The sequence below is a fragment of the Pseudomonas sp. GX19020 genome, assembly GCF_023371075.1.
Taxonomy (GTDB): Bacteria; Pseudomonadota; Alphaproteobacteria; order Rhodobacterales; family Rhodobacteraceae; genus Pseudogemmobacter.
On sequence record NZ_JAMCCR010000025.1, the window covers coordinates 1 to 18,803 of the forward strand.

An 18,803-nucleotide genomic window follows, 5' to 3' on the forward strand; every position below is an offset into this window, starting at 1 on the left:
GGCGATCCGCGCCTGGATCAACAGGATCCGCGCCCTGCCGGGATTCATCACAATGATCGGGCTGGATGATCCGCAATATCGCCGTAAGGACCGCCCGTAACGATCCTCGGAAATGCCATGGCGCGGCGGAGGCATCGCCGCGTCCCGCTTCGGCCCGGGAGCGGGGCGTGGCTGGCACTGATCCGGATTCTTTCCTCCCGGGGCCGGGCAGCACAGAACAATTCTTCTCCTGCGTCATGGTCAAAGAGCGGGGGCAATTCTTCCTGAAAAGCACGGATTACGATACCCTCAGCGACCGAAGCATCCCAGCATCACAAGCCAAAACAGGCGCGCTTTGCCACAGGGCGGGAAGATGCTGCGCAGACCCCATGGACCCGGCGGGCGCCCGAAGGCACCTCCGGAGCTGGCCACAGGAAAAGGACGAGACGAGATGATCACCCGCCGCCATCTTCTGCAAACCCTTCCGGCAGCATCGCTGGTCAGCGTCGCTGCGCCCGGCCTTTTGCGCGCGCAATCACTCTCGGAACTGAAGATCGATTTCGCGACCTATAACCCGGTCTCGCTGCTCCTGAAGTCCAAGGGCTGGCTGGAAGAGGAATTCGCCTCAGACAAGATTGCCATCACCTGGGTGCAATCGGCGGGCTCGAACAAGGCGCTGGAGTTCCTTTCGGGCAGCGCGATTGATTTCGGCTCGACCGCTGGTTCGGCGGCGCTGGTGTCAAAGATAAACGGCAATCCGATCCGCTCGATCTACAGCTATTCGCGCCCGGAATGGACGGCGCTGGTGACGCGGGCCGAAACCGGCATCACCTCGGTCGCAGATCTCAAGGGCAAGACCGTGGCCGTCACCCGTGGCACTGATCCGCATATTTTCCTGATCCGGGCACTGGCAGATCAGGGCCTGTCGGAAAGCGATATTACCACAGTTCTGCTTCAGCATGCGGATGGCAAGACCGCTCTGTTGCGCGGCGATGTCGATGCCTGGGCCGGACTTGACCCGATCATGGCCTCAGCCGAGGTCGAAGACGGCGCTTCGCTTTTCTTCCGTAATGTCGCCGCCAATACCTATGGGATCCTCAATGTGCGAGAAGCCTTCCTTGCGGAACAGCCCGAGGTTACGACCCGCGTTCTCACTGTCTATGAGCGCGCACGGAAATTCGCGGTCGAAAACCCTGATGAGCTGAAAGCGGTCACGGTCGAAGTCACCGGCCTGCCCGAGGCGGTGATCGAAAAGCAGCTCAATGAGCGCACCGATCTTTCCGACCCGCGCCTTGGCGCGGCCCATCGTGACGCGATCCTCGCGGCGGGGATCGCGCTGCAAAAAGCGGGTGTGATCGAGGCGGGTGTCGATGTCACCGCAACCGTGGATGGTCTGATCGACGACCGCTTGCCGACCGCGTAAGCCCCTCCACAGGATCAGATCTGCCTCATGACCGAGACCTCCAGCCGGGCCGAAACCGGCCCCGCCACCCGCACCGGCGCAGATTTTCTGTCGCGGTTCCTTGGCTATGGGAAGCCGTTTTTCATCGGGCTGATCCTGCCTTTGGGCGCGGCCCTGATCTGGGAGGCGGTGGTGGCGTTTGGCTGGAACACCGGCCGGCTTTTACCTCCGCCAAGCGTGATCTGGGACACGCTCGCCGCGCTCTGGCAAAAGGGCGATCTGACGCGCCATGCCGCGGCGACGCTCTGGCGGGTCCTGGTGGGCTTTGGCCTTGGGGTGGTGGCGGGGACGATCCTCGGCGCGATCACCGGCTATTACCGCTCCGTTGCGCGGCTGATCGACCCGACCTTCCAGGCGCTGCGGGCGATACCGTCCATCGCCTGGGTGCCGCTTTTCATCCTCTGGTTTGGCATATTCGAACTGCCCAAGGTCATGCTGATCGCGGTCGGCGTCTTTTTTCCCGTCTATCTTGGCGTGATGGATGCGATCCGCTCGGTTGACCGCAAGATCGTCGAGGTCGGTCGGGTCTTTCGCCTCTCCGGCGCGGGGATGGTGGCGCGCATCCTCTTGCCCGCGATCTTCCCGGCCTATGTCACGGCGCTGCGTTCGGGTCTGGGCCTTGGCTGGATGTTCGTCGTCGCGGCGGAGTTCATGGGAGCCTCAACCGGGCTTGGTTATCTGCTGGTCGATGGCCAGCAGCTGGGCAAACCGGCACAGATCGTTGCCGCGATCCTGATTTTCGCGATCCTTGGCAAGATCACCGACAGTCTTCTGGCCTGGGCAACCGCACCTTTCCTGACCTGGGAAGACAGTTTCGCGCGTGGCAAAGAGGCCCGCACCGGCGCAGGGGAGGCCTGATATGCTGACGATCCGCAACCTTGGCAAAACCTATGAAACCGGCACCCGCGCGCTGGCGGGGATAAACCTCACGGTTGCTCCGGGCGAAATTCTTGCGATTGTCGGCGGCTCCGGCTGCGGGAAATCCACGCTTTTGCGTATCCTTGCGGGGCTTGAACAGGCGACGCATGGCGAGGTCGCGATTGACGAGACCGCGCTGGACGGGCCGCATGAAAAGATCGGCATCATCTTTCAGGAGGCGCGGCTTTTCCCCTGGCTGACTGTGCGCCGCAATGTGGGCTTTGGCCTTGCGGGTCTGCCGCATGCTGTCCGCGAGGCGCGGATCTCGGCCACGCTCGCGCGGGTGGGTCTTACTGATAAGGCGAATGCCCTGCCGCGGCAGCTTTCGGGCGGCCAGGCGCAGCGTGTCTCCATTGCCCGCGCGCTGGTCACCGAGCCGGAGGTCTTGCTTCTGGATGAACCCTTCTCGGCGCTGGATGCCTTTACCAAAGCCGATCTGCAACAGCATCTCCTGCAGATCCACGCAAAAACCGAGCCAAGCCCGACCCTGATCATTGTCACCCATGATATCGAAGAGGCGATCCTGCTCGCCGACCGGGTCATCGTCATGTGCCCCAATCCTGGCCGGATTGCCGAGGATTTCCCGGTCGATCTGCCGCGCCGACGCGCAAGAGGCGACGAAGGGTTTGAGGCGCTGCGCCACCGGATCCTCGACACGCTCAATCTCAGCCATACTGCCTGACCCGGCAGAGCATTTGCTTCGGCCCCGTCTGCGTCCTAGCCTGTGGCGCAAGGGCTTTGCGAAAGGAACCCCATCATGACCACCGTCCGCCTCTGGACCGATGCCGAGGCCGAAGCCGATCCCCGTGTCAAAGCGGTGTTCGACGATATCCGTGCCACCCGGAAATCGGATTTCATCAATAATATCTGGCGCGCTTTAGCCAATCAGCCCGATACGCTGGACCGGCTCTGGACCGGGCTGAAGGCGGTGATGGTCGCGCCGGGAAGCCTTGATCCGGTGGTGAAGGAGATGATCTATATCGCGGTGTCCAGTGCCAATGGCTGCGGCTATTGCGTGCATTCCCATACCGCAGCGGCGAAGGCCAAGGGTATGACCGGGGCGCAGCATGAGGAATTGCTGGCGGTGATCGGCATGGCCTCGCAGACCAATGCTCTGGTGACGGCGCTGCAGCTGCCCGTCGATCAGCAATTCCTGGTTGAGAGCTGATCCGATGGCCTCAGGCGCAGAAATCCCGACCCATACCGGCGCAATCATAGCCCGCAAACCCGGTGGCGCCGAGGTGCTGGAATGGGCCGAACTCCCCCTCGCGCCCCCCGGCCCCGGCGAGGTGCTGATCCGGCATGAGGCCATCGGGCTTAATTTCATCGACACCTATTTCCGCTCGGGCCTTTACCCCTGGCCGGGCGCGGTGCTGATCCCCGGGGCCGAGGCGGCCGGCGTGGTGATCGCCGTGGGCGAAGGCGTCACGCTGAAACCCGGCGCGCGTGTGGCTTATCTGGAGCGCACCGGCGCCGATGTGCATTACCGCGTGATGCCCGCCGACCGGCTTTTCCTTTTGCCCGACGGGATCACGGCGGATCTGGCGGCCTCGGTCCTTCTGAAAGGGCTGACGGCGGAGGCGCTGGTTTCTACCGTAGCGCCGGTGCGGGAAGGTCAGGTGGTGCTGGTCCATGCGGCGGCGGGCGGGGTCGGCTTGCTGCTCGGTCAATGGATCGCCTCGCTTGGGGCGCGGGCGATCGGGACCGTCGGGTCCGCTGAGAAGGCGCGGCTTGCGCTGGATCACGGCTATGATGCGGTGATCGAATACCGCCATGAGGATGTCGCCGCGCGGGTGGCGGATCTGACCGGCGGCGCGCTCTGTGACAGGGTCTTCGACTCGGTCGGGAAAGACACCTGGCGTGGCTCACTCGAAAGTCTGAAGCCGCGCGGGCATCTGGTGTCCTTCGGCCAGGCCTCGGGGCCGATAACCGGGTTTCAGGTCTCAGATCTGGCGAAAGGCTCAAAGACGCTCAGTCGCCCGGTGGTGTTCGACTATCTGACGACCCAGGAGGAACGCGCGGCCCGGGCGGCTGCGCTGTTTCATAGGCTTGCGGATGGCAGGCTTAAGGCGGGCGCTGCGGCGCGCTACCGTCTGCAAGACGCGGCTGAGGCGCATCGCGCGCTGGAATCTCGCGCGACCAGCGGGGCGGCGGTCCTGATCCCGGAAAATCCTTCTCTGTAATGTCGGCGGCGCAGAAGAAAACCTCTGCGCCGCGCAAAACAAAGAAATCGCCTTGATATTGTTGTGGAAATCCAGCGGCAGTATCACAAAGACGGGCAGTTGACCGCCCCCGAGCCCCGGCATTTCAGGGCCGGAACAGGGGAGCGATCCGGTGAACAGTCGGGTGAGCATTCGGGGCCTTCGCGCGGCGCATCCGCGCCGTGTTATCGGGCAGGAAACCATTGTCTTCGGGCTGGCGATTGCGCTTTTCGCGGGTTTTGCGCTGCTGCTCGACGGTTTCGCGGCACCGGCGAACCTTTTGAACATCCTGCGCTCCGTCGCCGTGCTGGGCATTCTGGCCGCCGGGATGGGGATCGTGGTGATCGGGCGCGGCATCGATCTGTCGATGGTCTCGGTCATGGTGGTGACGGTCGCCGTGCAGTTGCAGCTGATGCAAAGCGGCTGGGGCCTGTGGCCGGCGAGCGCGGTGGTTGCGCTGATGGCCATTGCGATTGGCGCGGCGAACGGGGCCATGGTCGCCTATGCCGGGGTGCCGGCACTTTTTGCGACGCTCGCCTCTGGCGCGTTTGTCTTTGGCTTTGTGCGCTCACAGATCCTGTCGCAGGATGTGGTCTATATCCCCGAAAACGCAACCGGGCTTTTGTCACTGGGAACGGCACGCGTCTTTGGCCTTCCGGTCGATGTGCTGGTGTTTCTGGCGGTGGTTCTGATCCTGATCGGACTGTTGCGCTGGTCCAGGCCGGGGCGGTTTCTCTATCTCATGGGCGATAATTTCAACGCAGCGCGCACGATGGGCATCCCGGTGCGCCCGCTGATCGTCGCGGCCTTCACGCTCGCAGCGCTCCTTGCCTGGCTCGCGGGGCTGGCGAGTGCGATCAGCCTGCAAAGCATGAACACGCGGCTGGTCAATTCGGCGCTGCTATATGACGTGGTGCTGGTCGTGGTGATCGGCGGCATCGGGCTTTCGGGCGGCAAGGGGGGCACGCGCAATGTCGTCGTCGGCGCCATGCTGATCGGGGTTCTCCTGAACGGCATGACCATCCTCAACCTGCCGAATATCCAGCAAAATCTTATCAAAGCGCTGATCTTGCTCGGCGCTATCATTCTCGACGGGCAACTGAACCCCAGAGATGAACAGACCAGTCAGCAAGGCGATATCTGACCTTTTCACCTTTCAGGGCGCTGCCGGATGCAGGCCCTTTTCCCGGAGGAACCACAATGTTCAAACCCCTTCGCCTTGCCGCCCTTGCCGGCAGCTGCGTCCTTACGCTCGCCTCTGGCGTCACCGCCCAGGACAGCAACCCCGGCCCCGAAGCTTATCGTTCGGCGCTGGAAGGCAAGCGCGTGGTGCTGGTGCCGATGACGATGGGCTTTGACCTTGCCCAGGGCTGGAACCATTTCATCGGCGAAGAGGTCAGGCGTTTCGGCGGTATCTGGGAGACCCGTGACCCGAACTGGAGCGTGGATGCCGGGGCGCAGGCGATCACTGATCTGATTTCCTCGCCCGACAAGCCCGACAAGCCCGATGTGCTGATCGTGCAGACGCCGGACCTCAATTCTTACTCGCGGCTCTTTAAACGCGCACAGGAGGCGGGGATTTTCGTCGTTCAGCTTGATAACCCGTCGAATTTCGCCTCGGATATCTTTGCCGGGTCGGATTGGAAAAAGCTTGGCGCGCTGGAGACCCAGGCGGTGATCGATCATTGCGGCGAGGGGTCATCGAAAAAGATCGGTGTGATCCAGGGCGATCAGGTCAATGCCTCGTCGCTGTATCAGTGGGAGGGCGTGCAGGAAGTGCTGGCCGCGAATCCGGGCTGGGTGGTTGCAGGCACTGCGGATTCGAACTGGGATCCGACCACAGCGCGCAATGCGGCGGCGACAATCCTGCAGCAAAACCCCGATATTTGCGGCATCGTTGATTTCTGGGATGCGACCGCGCAAGGGACCGCAGCCGCGATCCGTGACGCAGGCCTGCAAGACAAGGTCTTTATCGCCACCACCGGCTCGGGTGAGGCGATTGACTGCAAGCTGATCGAAGACGGCACCTTCGGCGCGATTGTGACCTCGGAACTGCCGCGCCAGTCGCAGGATGTGGTCGCCGCGATCAAGGTCCTGCTGCAAAGCGGCATCAAGCCCGGTGAGAGCAAAAACTACCTCTACACCTATGAGGTCGCGCGTACCAAAGCCGACCTGACCCCGACCACCTGCTGGAGCCAGGCCGCTATCGAGGCCGCCGCGAAGAACTGATCCTGACAGGGCCCGGCCTGATGGCCGGGCCCCCATTCGCCACACTGGAATTCCCCAAGAAAGCCGCAAGATGAGCCTGCGCGAAACCCTGATCCGCCTGCGCTATAACCGGGTGCCGGACCACCTTCTGGGCGAAATCCTCTCGAAAAGCTGGACCGACAATCTGGTTCCCTTCGCCTTTCTGCTGGCGGTGGTGATCTCCTTCGGGACGCTTTTGCCGGGCTTTTTCGCGGCATCGAGCCTGATCGATACCACGCGGCAGCTGGGTGAATTCCTGATCGTGGTGCTTGGCCTGACGGTGGTCATTATCGCGGGCGGAATCGACCTTTCGGTCGGCTCGATCTTTGCGCTGGCGGCCTTCGCGGTGCTCTCTGTCATCTATATTGCCGAGGGGCCGGTCTGGCTGGCGCTGATCGCCGGCCTGGGCGCGGGCGCAGCCTTTGGCGCGCTGAACGGATTTCTGATCGGCTATCTGCGGCTGCGCGCGTTTCTGACGACACTGGTCACGCTGATCATTGGCCGCTCGCTTTACGATATCCTGATTACCGCCTGGGGCACCCGGATCCAAAGCTCGCCGGTCTGGAATGACACCTTTGACGGGATCGGCAGCGGCAGCCTCTGGTTCCTGCCGCTTTCCGCCCTGATCGCGGTGTTTTTCGCCATCACCGCGCATCTGGTGATGAGCCGCTCGCGGATCGGCTGGCATTTCATGGCGGTTGGTGGGGCAAGGCGTTCGGCCTTCAATGCCGGGATCAATGTCCGCCGCACTGTGTTCCTGTCTTACGTTATCTCGGGGTTGGCCTGTGGGCTGGCGGGGTTCCTTTTCGCCGCGCGCCTTTCCGGGATAGGGCCTGGAACCGGCCTCGGGATGGAGCTTGCCGCGCTGACGGCGGCGGTGGTCGGCGGCAACAGCCTGGGTGGCGGGCGCGGCTCGGTCGTCAAAGGGGTGCTGGGGGCGATTGCGGTCCTGCTGACCACCAACGGGCTGATCCGCATGGGGGCTGGCACGGGCACCAGCCAGATGATCGTCGGGCTGATGCTCGGCGCAGCGATCATCCTGGATATGCGCTGGCTGAAAAACCGCCACAAAGTTCTGTCCGAGATCTATGTCGCCCCATTGCACCACGCTATGGCTCCGGCGATCCCGGCTCTGCCCGGCTCGGGCACGGCCTTCGCGCTGAACGACCGGCTGGCGGGGGCGGAGGCGATCGCGCTCGGGACGGTCGAGGGGCCAGAGGATGTAATCCTTGACGAGGCTGACAATCTTTATGCCGGAACCCGCCATGGCGAGATCGTCAAATGGTTCGCCCCCGATTACACCCGCTCAGAGATCTTTGCCCATATCGGAGGCTTCCCCCTCGGCCTTGCCATGACGCGCGATCAGCGGGTGATCTCCTGCGTCGGTGCCATGGGGCTTTACGGTGTGACGCAAGCGGGCGAGGTCTCGGAACTGACCACGGAAACCGGGCGCTCGCTTTTCTCGGTGGTTGATGACGCGCGGCTGCGCGACCCGAATGACCTTGATATCGCGCCCGATGGCCGGATCTGGTTCACCGATTCCACGACGCGCTATGACGCGCATGACTGGGCGCTGGATTCGATTGAGAGCCGCCCGACCGGGCGTCTGCTGGTCTATGACCCGAAAACCGGCACCACCCGGACCATGCTCAGGGGCCTGCGCTACGCCAATGGCGTCTGTCTCTCGCATGATGGTCAGTCGCTGCTGATTGCCGAAAGCTGGGCCTGCACGGTGCATCGCTACTGGATTTCCGGCCCCAGAGCCGGGCAGCTGGAGACCGTGATCAAGGACATGCCGGGCTATCCCGACAATATCAACCGCGCCTCGGACGGGACCTATTGGATGGCCTGGCTCGGCATGCGAACGCCCAGCTTTGACCTTGCCTTGCGGCATCCCGGGATGCGCAAACGCATGACGCGTAACCTGCCGCAGGATGACTGGCTCTTCCCGAATATCAATACCGGCGGGGTGGTGAAATTCGACGATAGCGGGCGGATCCTCGGCACTCTGGGTGATCTCGGCGGGCTGTCGCATCCGATGGTGACCTCGATGCGCGAACATAAGGGCTGGCTTTATATCGGGGGCATCCTGAACAACCGGATCGGGCGCATCCGGTTGGAGGGCGCCGATCCGACCTGGACCAGTGGGCAATCCTATTGGGGGCCGGGGGCATGAGCCGGATCAGTCTGCTTGACCGCCTGCTGGAGCCGTTCCGTGGTCAGGCGATCACCATCCCGCCCTATGACGGCGCCTGGAAGCCCGATACGCGGCTTGAGACTGCGGCGCCGGTCGCGGTTTTGCCGGGCGCTGACAGCCTCGCGCGTGACGCTGCGGGAGGGGTCTGGGCCAGCGCCGGGCCGGTGCTTTATCGCCTGACCCCTGGGGGGGCTGAGGCGGCGGAAACCTATCCCGCCCCGATCACGGCGATAACCGGATTCCAGGACGGTCTTGCGCTGGCTTTAGAGGATGGCGGGCTTATCCTGCGGGGCGGGGCAGGGAGCCGCGATCTGCGCAGCGCCTTCCCCCGCCCGGTTTCCGCAACCGCGCTGATGGAAGACGGTGGCGCGCTGATCATCGCCGAAGGCTCGGCCACGCATAAAGCAGGCGACTGGGTTGTCGCCCTGATGCGCAAGGCCGGGGACGGCGGGCTCTGGCGACTGGAGCCTGACGCGCTGCGCGCCGAACAGATCGCCACGCGCCTTGCCTGGCCTTCGGGGCTGGCGCGCGCGCAGGATGGCAGCATCGTGCTGGCCGAGGCCTTCGCGCATCGGCTGACGGCGCTGACACCCAAGGGCGCGCGCAAGCTTCTTGACCGTATCCCCGGCTATCCCGGGCGGCTCTCTCCTGCGCTGAATGGCGGCTGGTGGCTGACCATTTTCGCGCCGCGCAACCGCCTTGTGGAGCTTGTGCTGCAGGAAAACCATTTCCGCGCCGATATGCTGGCGACGGTCCCGCAAGAGCATTGGATTGCTCCCGGGCTTTCTGTCGGCCACAGTTTTCTGGAACCGCTGCAGCGCGGCGGTGTGCGGACCATGGGCCTGCGCAAACCCTGGGCGCCGGCGCGGTCTTACGGGCTGGTGGCGCGACTTGATGCCGGGTTTGGCGTGCTGGAAAGCTACCATTCCCGCGCTGACGGGCGCAGGCATGGCGCGGTCGCGGTGCTGGATCTGCCGGGCCAGACCCTTGTCGCGCTGAAAGGCGCGGGCGAGATCGTCGATATCGCCGAAGCGGAGGAAGCCCGATGACCGCGATCCTGTCCACAAAGGCCATTACCAAGGCATTTCACGGCAATATCGCGGTGGATCAGGTGGATTTTGACCTGTTTCCCGGCGAGATCCATGCGCTTCTGGGCGAGAACGGCGCCGGGAAATCCACCTTTTCCAAGCTTCTGGCCGGGGTCTACCCGCCCGATAGTGGCGAGATCCGCCTTGCGGGTCAGCCCTTCAAAGCAATCGGCCCGGGTGACGCGCTCGGGCAAGGCATCGCGATGGTCTACCAGGAGACCAGCCTCGTCCCCTCGATGACCGTGGCGCAGAACCTGTTCCTTGGCCAGGAGAAAGCCTTCAACCGCCTGCGCGGCGTCACAATTGCTGCGCAGCAGTTCTTGCAATCCCTGAACTTCACCGTCGATCCCACGGCGCTGGTCTCAAGCCTCGGCGCGGCCAAACGCCAGATGGTCGAGATCGCCCGTGCTGTGCGGCTCAACGCGCGGATCATCATCTTTGACGAGCCGACCGCGACCCTCACCCCCGAGGAACGCCGTCATTTCTTCGCCCTGCTGGCGCGGCTGCAAAAGCGCGGTGTGGCGATCATCTTCATCACCCATGCGCTGGAAGAGGCGCTGCAGGTCTCGGATCGGATCACCGTTATGCGCGATGGCAAGCGGGTGCTGACTGCGGCGGCGCAGGGTCTGACGCAGACCGGAATTATCGAGGCCATGGTCGGGCGCGACGTGGCGGCGGATTTTGCACCCCGCGACAGCATTCGTCCGCCGGGGGTGCGGGTCCTTTCGGTCGAGGATGTCTCGATGGGGGCGCTGGTCAGGAATACGTCATTCTCGGTCTTCGCGGGGCAGGTGACGGGGCTGTTCGGGCTTGTTGGCTCGGGCCGGACCGAGACGGCAAAGATCATCGCGGGGGTTCTGAAACGCGATTTTCTGCGCGGGGGGCGGGTGGAATATCAGGGGGGGCCGGTGCGCTACGCGACCCCCGGTCCGGCGGTGGCGGACGGCATCGTCTATGTCACCGAGGACCGCAAGCAGGAGGGTTTTTTCGAGAATATGACCGTCGCGGAGAACCTTTATGCCGGGCTGCTCGCGGCAGGGCTTAACCGCTTCCCCTGGGTCTCAACCGCGGAAATGCGCGAGCTCGCGGCGCACTGGTCCGCGCGTCTCGTGATCCGCTCGATTGATCCGGGCGCGCGGGTGGTGGAGCTTTCGGGCGGCAATCAGCAAAAGGTGGTGATCGGCAAGGCTTTGATCCAAAATCCGAAACTGGTGATATTTGATGAGCCGACAAGGGGTGTCGATATTGGTGCGGTGGCCGAGATCCACGCACTGATCGAAAGCCTCGCGGAGCAGGGCATCGCGGTGATCGTGATCTCGTCCTACCTCCCCGAGATCCTGAAGCTTTCCGATCGGATCCTGGTCTGCCGTCAGGGGCGCGTGGTCGAAGAATTCAGCCCGACGGATGCCAGCAGCGAGCGCATACTCTATGCGGCAGTGCATTGACTGCCGGAGCGTTGCGGCCCGACAATCGGGGCGCGCCGCAACGCGGATGGCGGGATCCATCCTGCCATCATGGCAGACCGCCATGCGACTATGATCGCAGGCATTGATCCTTTTTACACGTCACCCGCCTCACGGCCCTGACTTTGACCTCGCGGCGGGCCTTCCGTCTCGTCATATCCGCACGTCAGTTTCCTGGTCAAGATCTTGCCTTCGCGTCCGGAAAACCGACAGCAGACCGCTACCCAGAACTTACGACCGGAGCCGCCTTTGCCTACCAGATCTGCGCGGGTGAAAGCGGGCTCGTTGTCATATTCAGCCCGCCGCGCACTCTGAGGCGCACATAGGCGGCCCGGGCGAGCGCATCACAGTCGTCAAGGCTGCGCTCCATCCAGCGTGTGCTGAAATCCGACAGCAGGCGGCAGGCAAGATCGCGTTCCCCCGCTGCGCTCAGCAGGCCCGAGGCCCGCAGCGTCTCAGGCAGATCGGCACGGATCAGCGCCTCAAGATCGCGCCAGTGGCTGTAGATTTCGGGCAGCAGCGCCTCGCCATCCTGAAAGGCCAGATGCATGAGCTTGCGGAACTGATAGACCGCACCATCGGCGCTTTCGATCCCCTGCGGGATCCGCGAAACCACCTCGGGCGACTTCACTTCCTTGCGGCGATCGAGGAAACGGCCGCTTTCGCCTTCGGTCAGATGGCGGTGCTGGCGATAGGCCGGAGGGACCTCGTCCATGCCAAGGAAGACCGGCGTCAGCGGCGCGGCAACCGGGCCGATGGCGGCATGCCACATCATCCTTTGCTCCGGGAAGTCGGGTTCCGTCAGCGGCACGATCTGTCCATAACCGGCGGTATCCCCGGTCAGCTTTTCGGTCGCGATGGCCCAGACAATATCTTCGATCCCCAGCTTTTCCGGGCGGGCGGCGCGGGACTGCATCTCAGCCTCGATCCAGGCCTGACCTTCCCAGCGACCCTTGCCATCGCCATAGACGGCATTGACGTCAAAGGCGCCTGTGGCCGGATCGTACCAGCCCAGATCAATGGCCGTGCTGATGAAATGCGGTGGGAACAGGAAATTTTCGTCCGGCACTGCCGGGATCTGCCCTATATAGCCCGGGCGGGAGACGCGGATGCTGCTGTCACCCAGCCGCTCGGCGACCCAGAGACGCCGGCCGCCGGCGAATTCAATCACAACCCAGGCTTCCTTGCCATCCGCGATGATATGCGAATTCCCGCCATAGGTCGAATAGCCGTGGCTGGCGATCAGATCCCCGATGATCTGCACCCCTTCGCGGGCGGTGCGGGCGCGTTCCAGCACGATGCGCGCCAGATCCGAATAGTTGGGGCCGGTCTGATCCTTTGGCGTCATCGCAATCAGCCGCTCGGACGAGGTTGACCAGATGTCGCGCACAGCCACCCCGTATTCGTTCAGCCCGCCATTCGTCAGCGGGCAGGGCACGCCAAGATAATGGCTGTAGCTGACCCGCATATGGCGAAATGTGCTGGCAACCTGCGGGATCTCAGAAAGCAGGCCCGGCATCAGCGCCGCAGGCGTCACCCCGACGGTGATTGTCGCCTCCGGCGCATGGCTGGCTGCAGGGATGATTTCGAGCCAGTGGCTTGACGGTTCATCGCCATAGCCAGCCAGATAGGGAAGACCGTCGGCCGTATGGGCGCGGCCGATGTAAATACCGTAACTCATGGAACGTCCTTGTCGTCTCTGCTGCTGTCCGGGATCAGCCGGAAAGCGGGAAGTGGCAGGCAAAAACCCGGTCAGTGCCTTCGGCCTGATGGGCCGGCTTAAGCTGGTGGCACATTGGCTGGGCCAGCGGGCAGCGGGTCACGAAATCACAGCCCTTTGGCCGGTTCAGCAGGCTGGGCACCTCGCCTGCAAGACCCAGACCGCTCTGGCGCTGATCGGGATCGGGTTGCGCGATCCCCTTCAGCAGCGACGCGGTATAGGGATGGCGGCATTCGCGGAAAATCGCTTCTGTCGGCCCTTCTTCCACGATACGGCCAAGATACATGATCGCGATACGGTCGCTGATATGGCGGACCACCGGCAGATTATGGGTGATGATCAGGTAACCGAGGTTAAAGCTGCTCTGCAGCCCGGCCATCAGATTAAGCACCTCACCCTGAACCGAGACATCAAGCCCGGCAGTCGGTTCATCGGCCAGCAGAAGACGCGGGCTCAGCGCCAGCGCCCGTGCCACCCCGACGCGCCTTGCCTGGCCGCCCGACAGCTGATGCGGATGGCGCGACAAAAGGGCCTTTGGCAGCCTCACCATATCGGCAAGGCGCTCAACCTCGGCGTCAAGATTGCGCCCGCCCTCACCATGAATCTGGAACGGCTCGGCGATCAGGGCGCGCACGGTTTTGCGCGGCGAGAGCGAGCCATTCGGGTCCTGGAACATCATCGCCATATTGCGGCGCAGGGGCTTGAAGGCGCGTTCGGGCATGTTCTGCACCGCGGTCCCGTCAAACAACACCTTGCCGGAGGTCACGGGAACCAGGTTCAGAATGGCCCTGCCAAGCGTGCTTTTGCCCGAGCCGCTTTCCCCGACAAGCCCCAGCGTTTCCCCCGCGCGAAGCCGCAGGCTGACATCGAGCACGGCATCCAGCCCGCGCGGGGTCCGCCGCGCAAGTTTTGCGGCGAGCTGGCTGCCGATCTGGAAGCGAACGCCCAGATCAGACACTTCCAGAAGCGGCGCGGCGCTGTCCTGCGCTGCTACCGGCGCGCGCGGCGGTGACGTGATGACAGCGGCCGGTACCGGTGACGGTTGTTCACTGCGCCAGCAGCGCACCATTGCGGTCTCATCGCGGCGCACTTCCGGCGGCGCGCTCTCACGACATTCCGCGACGGCCTGGCCGCAGCGGGGGGCAAATATGCAGCCCGTCGGCAAGGCAATCAGATCGGGCAGATCGCCCGGAATGATTGGCAGCCGGCTGACCCGTTCGGGGATCCGCGCCGGATCGCATTCCAGCAATGCGCGTGTATAGGGATGTTGCGGCGCATGGAAAATCTGCGAGACGGTGCCGGTTTCGACCACTTCTCCCGCATACATCACCACAACATCGTCGCAAAGCTGCGCAATCAGACCCAGATTATGCGAGACCACCGCCATGGTGGTTTCGCTGTCGCGCTGAAGATTGCGCAAAAGCTCGATGATCTGCGCCTCCATCGTCACATCAAGCGCGGTGGTCGGCTCGTCCGCCAGCAAAAGATTAGGCCCGGTCAGCAGCGCCATAGCGATGCCGGCCCGCTGCCGCATGCCACCGGAAAATTCATGCGGATAGCGGCCCAGCCGATAGCCCGGATCCGGAATTCCCACCTTCCCCAGCATTTCCGCGGCAGCCTTGCGCTTGGCGCTGCGGCTCATCCTGCGGCGCCGGTAAAGCAGGTCGCGCATCTGGGTTCCATAAGTCAGCAAGGGTGCCTGCGAGGTCATCGGGTCCTGGAAGACGACCGAGATTTCCTCCCCCCGCAGTGCGCGGCGCGCGCGCTCGGAAAGACGCAGAATGTCACGGCCCTCATAGCGGATCGTGCCGCCAGTGATCTCGGAATTTGCCGCCAGCAGCCCCATGACAGACCACAGGACCGAGCTTTTTCCCGAGCCGCTTTCGCCGACGATGCCGGTGATGCGGCCCTTGCGCAGATCAAAGCTGATATTGCGCAGGGCCTTCATACGGCCCTGGCTGGTCTGGAAATCGACCGAGAGCCCCCTGATCTCAAGCAGGTTTTCCATCGTCAGCGTGCCTTGTTCATGCGCGGATCGAAGGCATCCCGAAGGCCTTCGGCAAAGAATGTGAAGCCAAGCGTGGTCAGCACCAGCGGCAGGCCCGCCATCAGCACCATCCAGGGAGAGTCGCGGATCACCAGATAGCCGTCATTGAGCAGCGTTCCCCAGCTGGCCAGCGGCGGCCGTACCCCCAGCCCGAGGAAGGAAAGCCCCGCCTCCAGCGCAACCACCGCCGGCACATCCATGGCGGCAAGGATCAGCAGCGGCCCCATGATATTGGGCAGGATATGGTGCAGCATGATCCGCAGGGTCGATGCCCCCAGCGAGCGTTCAGCCATCACGAAATCGGTGCCACGCAGCGCCAGCGCCGCTGTGCGCGTCACCCTGGCATATTGCGGGATCGAGGTCAGAATGACGATGGCCATCACCAGCGCAAGGCTCGGCCCGGTCAGTGCCACCATGGCAAGGCCCAGAATGATGGTCGGGAAAGAGCGGATCGCGTCGAACAGCAGCAGCAGCAGCTGATCGAGCCAGCGCGGCCCGAAGGCCGCCATCATGCCCAGCATCAGCCCCAGAACCAGCGAGATCGTCACGCCGACGGTTGCGATCAGCAAAGCGATGCGGCCGCCATAAAGAATGCGCGACAATGTATCGCGTCCCAGCTGGTCGGTGCCGGCAAGATGTTGCCAGCCGGGGGCGGACAGCCGGGCCGGAATATCCATCGCATTCGGATCATAGGGCGCGATCAGGGGTGCAAGAAGTGCCGAAAGGCAGAACAGCAGCACCAGCGCCAGCCCGATCATGGCCTGACGGTTTGACAGAAAGGCGGCAATCTGGCGGCGGCGCTCATTGCGGGCACCGCGCCCCGCAGCAAAGCCGGAATCAGAGCGAGTTTCGGACACGGGGGTCGATCCAGCTGATAAGAAGGTCTGAGATAAGCACGACCAGGATGTAAAGCGCGGTGGTCACCACCACAGTGCCCTGGACGATCGGGAAATTTCGCGCCTGCACGGCGTCATAGAGCAGTTTGCCGATGCCCGGCCGGGCAAAAATCACCTCGGCGAAAACGGCCGAAGACACGAGGCCTCCGAAGCCCATGCCGATCAGGGTGATCGTGGGCAGAACGGCCACCGGCAGGGCATAGCCAAAAACGATGCGCAAAGGCCGCAGACCGAAGGCACGGGCCGAACGGATATAGGGCTCGCCCATCACCTCCAGCATCGACGCGCGCACCATTCGTGCCAGATAGCCGACCCAGCCCACCCCGACTGCGAAAGCGGGCAGAATAAGATGACGCAGCTGGCTGGAGATATTGCCGGACTGGCCTGCGCTCATCGCCGGCAGCCAGTTCAGCTGAACCGAAAGGATCAGCAGGGACCAGATCGCCATCAGGAAGGAGGGAATTGCAATGGTTCCGACCGAAAGGACGCCGGTCACCCGGTCCAGCCAGCCGTTCGGCCGCACCGCTGCCAGACAGCCCAGCGGAATGCCGATCACAATGGCCCAGCCCATCGCACCGGCCATCAGGGCCAGCGTATAGCCGATCTGCTCGTCGATGATGGCCGAGACAGCCCGGCCCGAAAAGATATCCTCGCCCAGATCGCCGGAAAACAGGCTGCGCGCATAGGTGAGGAACTGTACCCAGACCGGCTGGTCGAGATTCATCTTGGCAGTATAGCGCGCAATGGCCTCGGGCGTCGCCTGGGGCCCGAGCGCAATCGTGACCGGATTGCCCTTTACCAGCCGCAGCAGGGCAAAGAGCGTGATCACAACCGTCGTCACAATGGCAAATGCCAATCCGACGCGCTTTATGAGATATGCAATCATCAGAGTTCCGTCGAATTCGCCTGCCCCCGCCGGAATGGCGGGGGCCACAGTCAGCTGTTATCGCCGCTCAGGCAGGCTGAAACAGCCGGTAGTCCTGCTGCCCCGAAGGCGAGATCCGCACCGCAACATCGGTTTTGTGGATGTAATAGCGCGGCTCATGGCAGAGCCAGACATAGGCGCCAGTCTCTTCCATAAGATCCTGGAGCCGCAGATAGATCTCATTGCGGATCGCCGGGTCGGTTTCGGCAATCCCCTTCTCGACCAGGGCGTCATATTCCGGATTGGTCCAGCGCTCCCAGTTCCATTCGCCGATCTGAGACGAGACGAACCACTGCGTCGCTTCATAGGGATCGGGAACGCTGCCAAACCGCATGATCCACAGCTGCAGATCTTTCCAGGTGTCACCGGCAGATTCCATGCCCATTTCCCAGAAGCTGCCGCTGTCCATCGGAATGATTTCCAGCGTGATCCCGATCATCGCCAGATTGGCCTGGATGATCTGCGCGGCCAGCATCGGCTGCTGCTGGTTCAGCACCCTGAGGCTGAGCTGCAGCCCGCTGACCCCGGCCTCATCCAGCAGCGCCTGCGCTGCGGCGACATCAAATGTGTAGAACTTTGTTGCGCTGCGATGGCCGATCAGCCCCGGGCAGACCACCCCATAGGACCGGCTCGCGACATTCGAATAGGCGGCCGCAATGATCGCGTCGCAATCCACCGCATGCTGGATTGCGCGGCGCACACGAATATCCTGCAGGAGCGGATGCTCGGTGTTCATACCCAGCCACATGAAGTTCAGCTCGCCGGCCTTGGTCAGTGCCGAATTTTCCGGAACAGACGTCTGGTAGCGCGCGACCGCATCCGAAGCGATCTGGGTGATATCCAGCTCGCCGGCCTCATAGGCCAGTTCGGTCGCCTTGACCTGCGAGATGATATAAGACTGCACCTCATCAAAGGCAGGCTTCGGCCCGGTCCAGTCAGGATTTGGCAGGAACCTGACCATCTGACCGGGGATATTCTCGATCCGGTAGGGGCCGCAGATGGCGGGGAATTCGGTGGTGAAACGGCCGCCCACATCCGCCATCGCCTTTTCGCACAGAATGGCCCCTGGTCCGTGGCAGAGCGTTACAAGGAAGAAGGGCGCGAAAGCGTTCTTCAGAACGATCGTCCCGGTGCGCTCGCCGGTGACCTCGACATGGTCGAGCACCTCAAAGTAGCCGCCCCATTCCGAATCTTTCATCCGCTCATAAGAGAATTTGACATCCGAGGCGCGCAGCGGGCCATAGTCGCCGGACCAGTTCAGCCCCTCGGTCAGCTCAAAATCGATATGGGTCGGGTCACGCAGTTCCAGCCGGGTCACGTAGACGGTCGGTTCCCAGTCCAGCACACCGTCTCTGGTGACATATTGCGCAAGGAAGGGCAGACATTGCTTCTGCACTTCGATCTCGAGCCCGCCGGTCATATAGCCGGGGTCAAGGATCTTGATATCCCCGTCCTGGCGTACCCGCAGCAGTGGGCGGGTCGAAGCGCCAGCCTCCTGAGCCATGGCATGCCGCATGGGCAGTCCGATGCCGGCAAGCGCGGAAAGCGCAGTGCCCGTTGCGAGAAAGCCCCGCCGTGTAAAGCCGAAACGACTCATGATTCTCATTCCCTGGATATTATTTTTTAAGGAAACTCGCATCAGACCCTTCTCTTTTCCAGT

The 18,803-nt window shown here is 63.2% G+C and carries 15 protein-coding genes; 10 read left to right on the plus strand and 5 right to left on the minus strand.

Translation table 11 applies throughout. From position 1 onward, the window contains the following. Positions 1-430 precede the first annotated feature (430 nt). The 10 genes from M3484_RS22565 (at position 431) to M3484_RS22610 (ending at position 11,537) form a co-directional block, all read left to right on the plus strand. Positions 431-1,402: an aliphatic sulfonate ABC transporter substrate-binding protein gene (locus M3484_RS22565; RefSeq protein WP_092902805.1), complete on the plus strand. Its 972-nt coding sequence runs from the start codon at positions 431-433 to the stop codon at positions 1,400-1,402. Positions 1,403-1,429: 27 nt separating this feature from the next. After that, positions 1,430-2,299, plus strand: a complete 870-nt coding sequence (locus M3484_RS22570; protein WP_249499351.1) for an ABC transporter permease — start codon at positions 1,430-1,432, stop codon at positions 2,297-2,299. Between the two features lies 1 nt (position 2,300). Further along, positions 2,301-3,041 carry an ABC transporter ATP-binding protein gene (locus tag M3484_RS22575; protein WP_092902801.1) on the plus strand — a complete coding sequence of 247 codons (741 nt, stop codon included), beginning with the start codon at positions 2,301-2,303 and terminating at the stop codon, positions 3,039-3,041. 75 nt (positions 3,042-3,116) lie between these two features. Then, the gene (locus M3484_RS22580) at positions 3,117-3,527 is read left to right on the plus strand and encodes a carboxymuconolactone decarboxylase family protein (RefSeq protein ID WP_249499352.1); all 411 of its coding nucleotides are present in this window, start codon (positions 3,117-3,119) and stop codon (positions 3,525-3,527) included. Between the two features lie 4 nt (positions 3,528-3,531). Next, the gene (locus tag M3484_RS22585) at positions 3,532-4,542 is read left to right on the plus strand and encodes a quinone oxidoreductase family protein (RefSeq protein WP_092902797.1); all 1,011 of its coding nucleotides are present in this window, start codon (positions 3,532-3,534) and stop codon (positions 4,540-4,542) included. Between the two features lie 163 nt (positions 4,543-4,705). Then, a complete protein-coding gene (locus M3484_RS22590; protein ID WP_249499353.1) occupies positions 4,706-5,704 on the plus strand; it encodes an ABC transporter permease in 999 nt (332 codons plus the stop codon). 56 nt (positions 5,705-5,760) lie between these two features. Beyond that, on the plus strand, positions 5,761-6,789 hold the full coding sequence (locus M3484_RS22595) for a sugar ABC transporter substrate-binding protein (protein ID WP_249499354.1): 1,029 nt from the start codon (positions 5,761-5,763) through the stop codon (positions 6,787-6,789). Between the two features lie 70 nt (positions 6,790-6,859). Continuing rightward, the gene (locus tag M3484_RS22600; RefSeq protein ID WP_249499355.1) at positions 6,860-8,983 is read left to right on the plus strand and encodes an ABC transporter permease; all 2,124 of its coding nucleotides are present in this window, start codon (positions 6,860-6,862) and stop codon (positions 8,981-8,983) included. Continuing rightward, a complete protein-coding gene (locus M3484_RS22605; RefSeq protein ID WP_249499356.1) occupies positions 8,980-10,053 on the plus strand; it encodes an SMP-30/gluconolactonase/LRE family protein in 1,074 nt (357 codons plus the stop codon). The genes M3484_RS22600 and M3484_RS22605 overlap by 4 nt, the downstream gene beginning before the upstream one ends. After that, positions 10,050-11,537, plus strand: coding sequence for a sugar ABC transporter ATP-binding protein (locus M3484_RS22610; RefSeq protein ID WP_249499357.1), 1,488 nt, complete (start codon positions 10,050-10,052; stop codon positions 11,535-11,537). The genes M3484_RS22605 and M3484_RS22610 overlap by 4 nt, the downstream gene beginning before the upstream one ends. A gap of 271 nt (positions 11,538-11,808) precedes the next feature. On the opposite strand, the gene M3484_RS22615 is transcribed toward M3484_RS22610, so the two are convergent. From M3484_RS22615 to M3484_RS22635, 5 genes are all read right to left on the minus strand, one after another. Then, positions 11,809-13,236, minus strand: coding sequence for a C69 family dipeptidase (locus M3484_RS22615; protein ID WP_092902788.1), 1,428 nt, complete (start codon positions 13,234-13,236; stop codon positions 11,809-11,811). A gap of 34 nt (positions 13,237-13,270) precedes the next feature. Beyond that, positions 13,271-15,283, minus strand: coding sequence for a dipeptide ABC transporter ATP-binding protein (locus tag M3484_RS22620; protein WP_249499358.1), 2,013 nt, complete (start codon positions 15,281-15,283; stop codon positions 13,271-13,273). 2 nt (positions 15,284-15,285) lie between these two features. Then, positions 15,286-16,179, minus strand: coding sequence for an ABC transporter permease (locus M3484_RS22625; RefSeq protein ID WP_249499359.1), 894 nt, complete (start codon positions 16,177-16,179; stop codon positions 15,286-15,288). Further along, positions 16,160-17,104, minus strand: coding sequence for an ABC transporter permease (locus M3484_RS22630; protein ID WP_249499360.1), 945 nt, complete (start codon positions 17,102-17,104; stop codon positions 16,160-16,162). The genes M3484_RS22625 and M3484_RS22630 overlap by 20 nt, the downstream gene beginning before the upstream one ends. 67 nt (positions 17,105-17,171) lie before the next feature. Further along, the gene (locus M3484_RS22635) at positions 17,172-18,740 is read right to left on the minus strand and encodes an ABC transporter substrate-binding protein (protein ID WP_249499361.1); all 1,569 of its coding nucleotides are present in this window, start codon (positions 18,738-18,740) and stop codon (positions 17,172-17,174) included. Positions 18,741-18,803 lie beyond the last annotated feature (63 nt).

Coding starts and splice junctions, on each gene's coding strand:
- M3484_RS22565 (WP_092902805.1), top strand. CDS start 431: ATGATCACCCGCCGCCATCTTCTGCAAACCCTTCCGGCAGCATCGCTG.
- M3484_RS22570 (WP_249499351.1), top strand. CDS start 1,430: ATGACCGAGACCTCCAGCCGGGCCGAAACCGGCCCCGCCACCCGCACC.
- M3484_RS22575 (WP_092902801.1), top strand. CDS start 2,301: ATGCTGACGATCCGCAACCTTGGCAAAACCTATGAAACCGGCACCCGC.
- M3484_RS22580 (WP_249499352.1), top strand. CDS start 3,117: ATGACCACCGTCCGCCTCTGGACCGATGCCGAGGCCGAAGCCGATCCC.
- M3484_RS22585 (WP_092902797.1), top strand. CDS start 3,532: ATGGCCTCAGGCGCAGAAATCCCGACCCATACCGGCGCAATCATAGCC.
- M3484_RS22595 (WP_249499354.1), top strand. CDS start 5,761: ATGTTCAAACCCCTTCGCCTTGCCGCCCTTGCCGGCAGCTGCGTCCTT.
- M3484_RS22600 (WP_249499355.1), top strand. CDS start 6,860: ATGAGCCTGCGCGAAACCCTGATCCGCCTGCGCTATAACCGGGTGCCG.
- M3484_RS22605 (WP_249499356.1), top strand. CDS start 8,980: ATGAGCCGGATCAGTCTGCTTGACCGCCTGCTGGAGCCGTTCCGTGGT.
- M3484_RS22610 (WP_249499357.1), top strand. CDS start 10,050: ATGACCGCGATCCTGTCCACAAAGGCCATTACCAAGGCATTTCACGGC.
- M3484_RS22615 (WP_092902788.1), bottom strand. CDS start 13,236: ATGAGTTACGGTATTTACATCGGCCGCGCCCATACGGCCGACGGTCTT.
- M3484_RS22620 (WP_249499358.1), bottom strand. CDS start 15,283: ATGGAAAACCTGCTTGAGATCAGGGGGCTCTCGGTCGATTTCCAGACC.
- M3484_RS22630 (WP_249499360.1), bottom strand. CDS start 17,104: ATGATTGCATATCTCATAAAGCGCGTCGGATTGGCATTTGCCATTGTG.
- M3484_RS22635 (WP_249499361.1), bottom strand. CDS start 18,740: ATGAGTCGTTTCGGCTTTACACGGCGGGGCTTTCTCGCAACGGGCACT.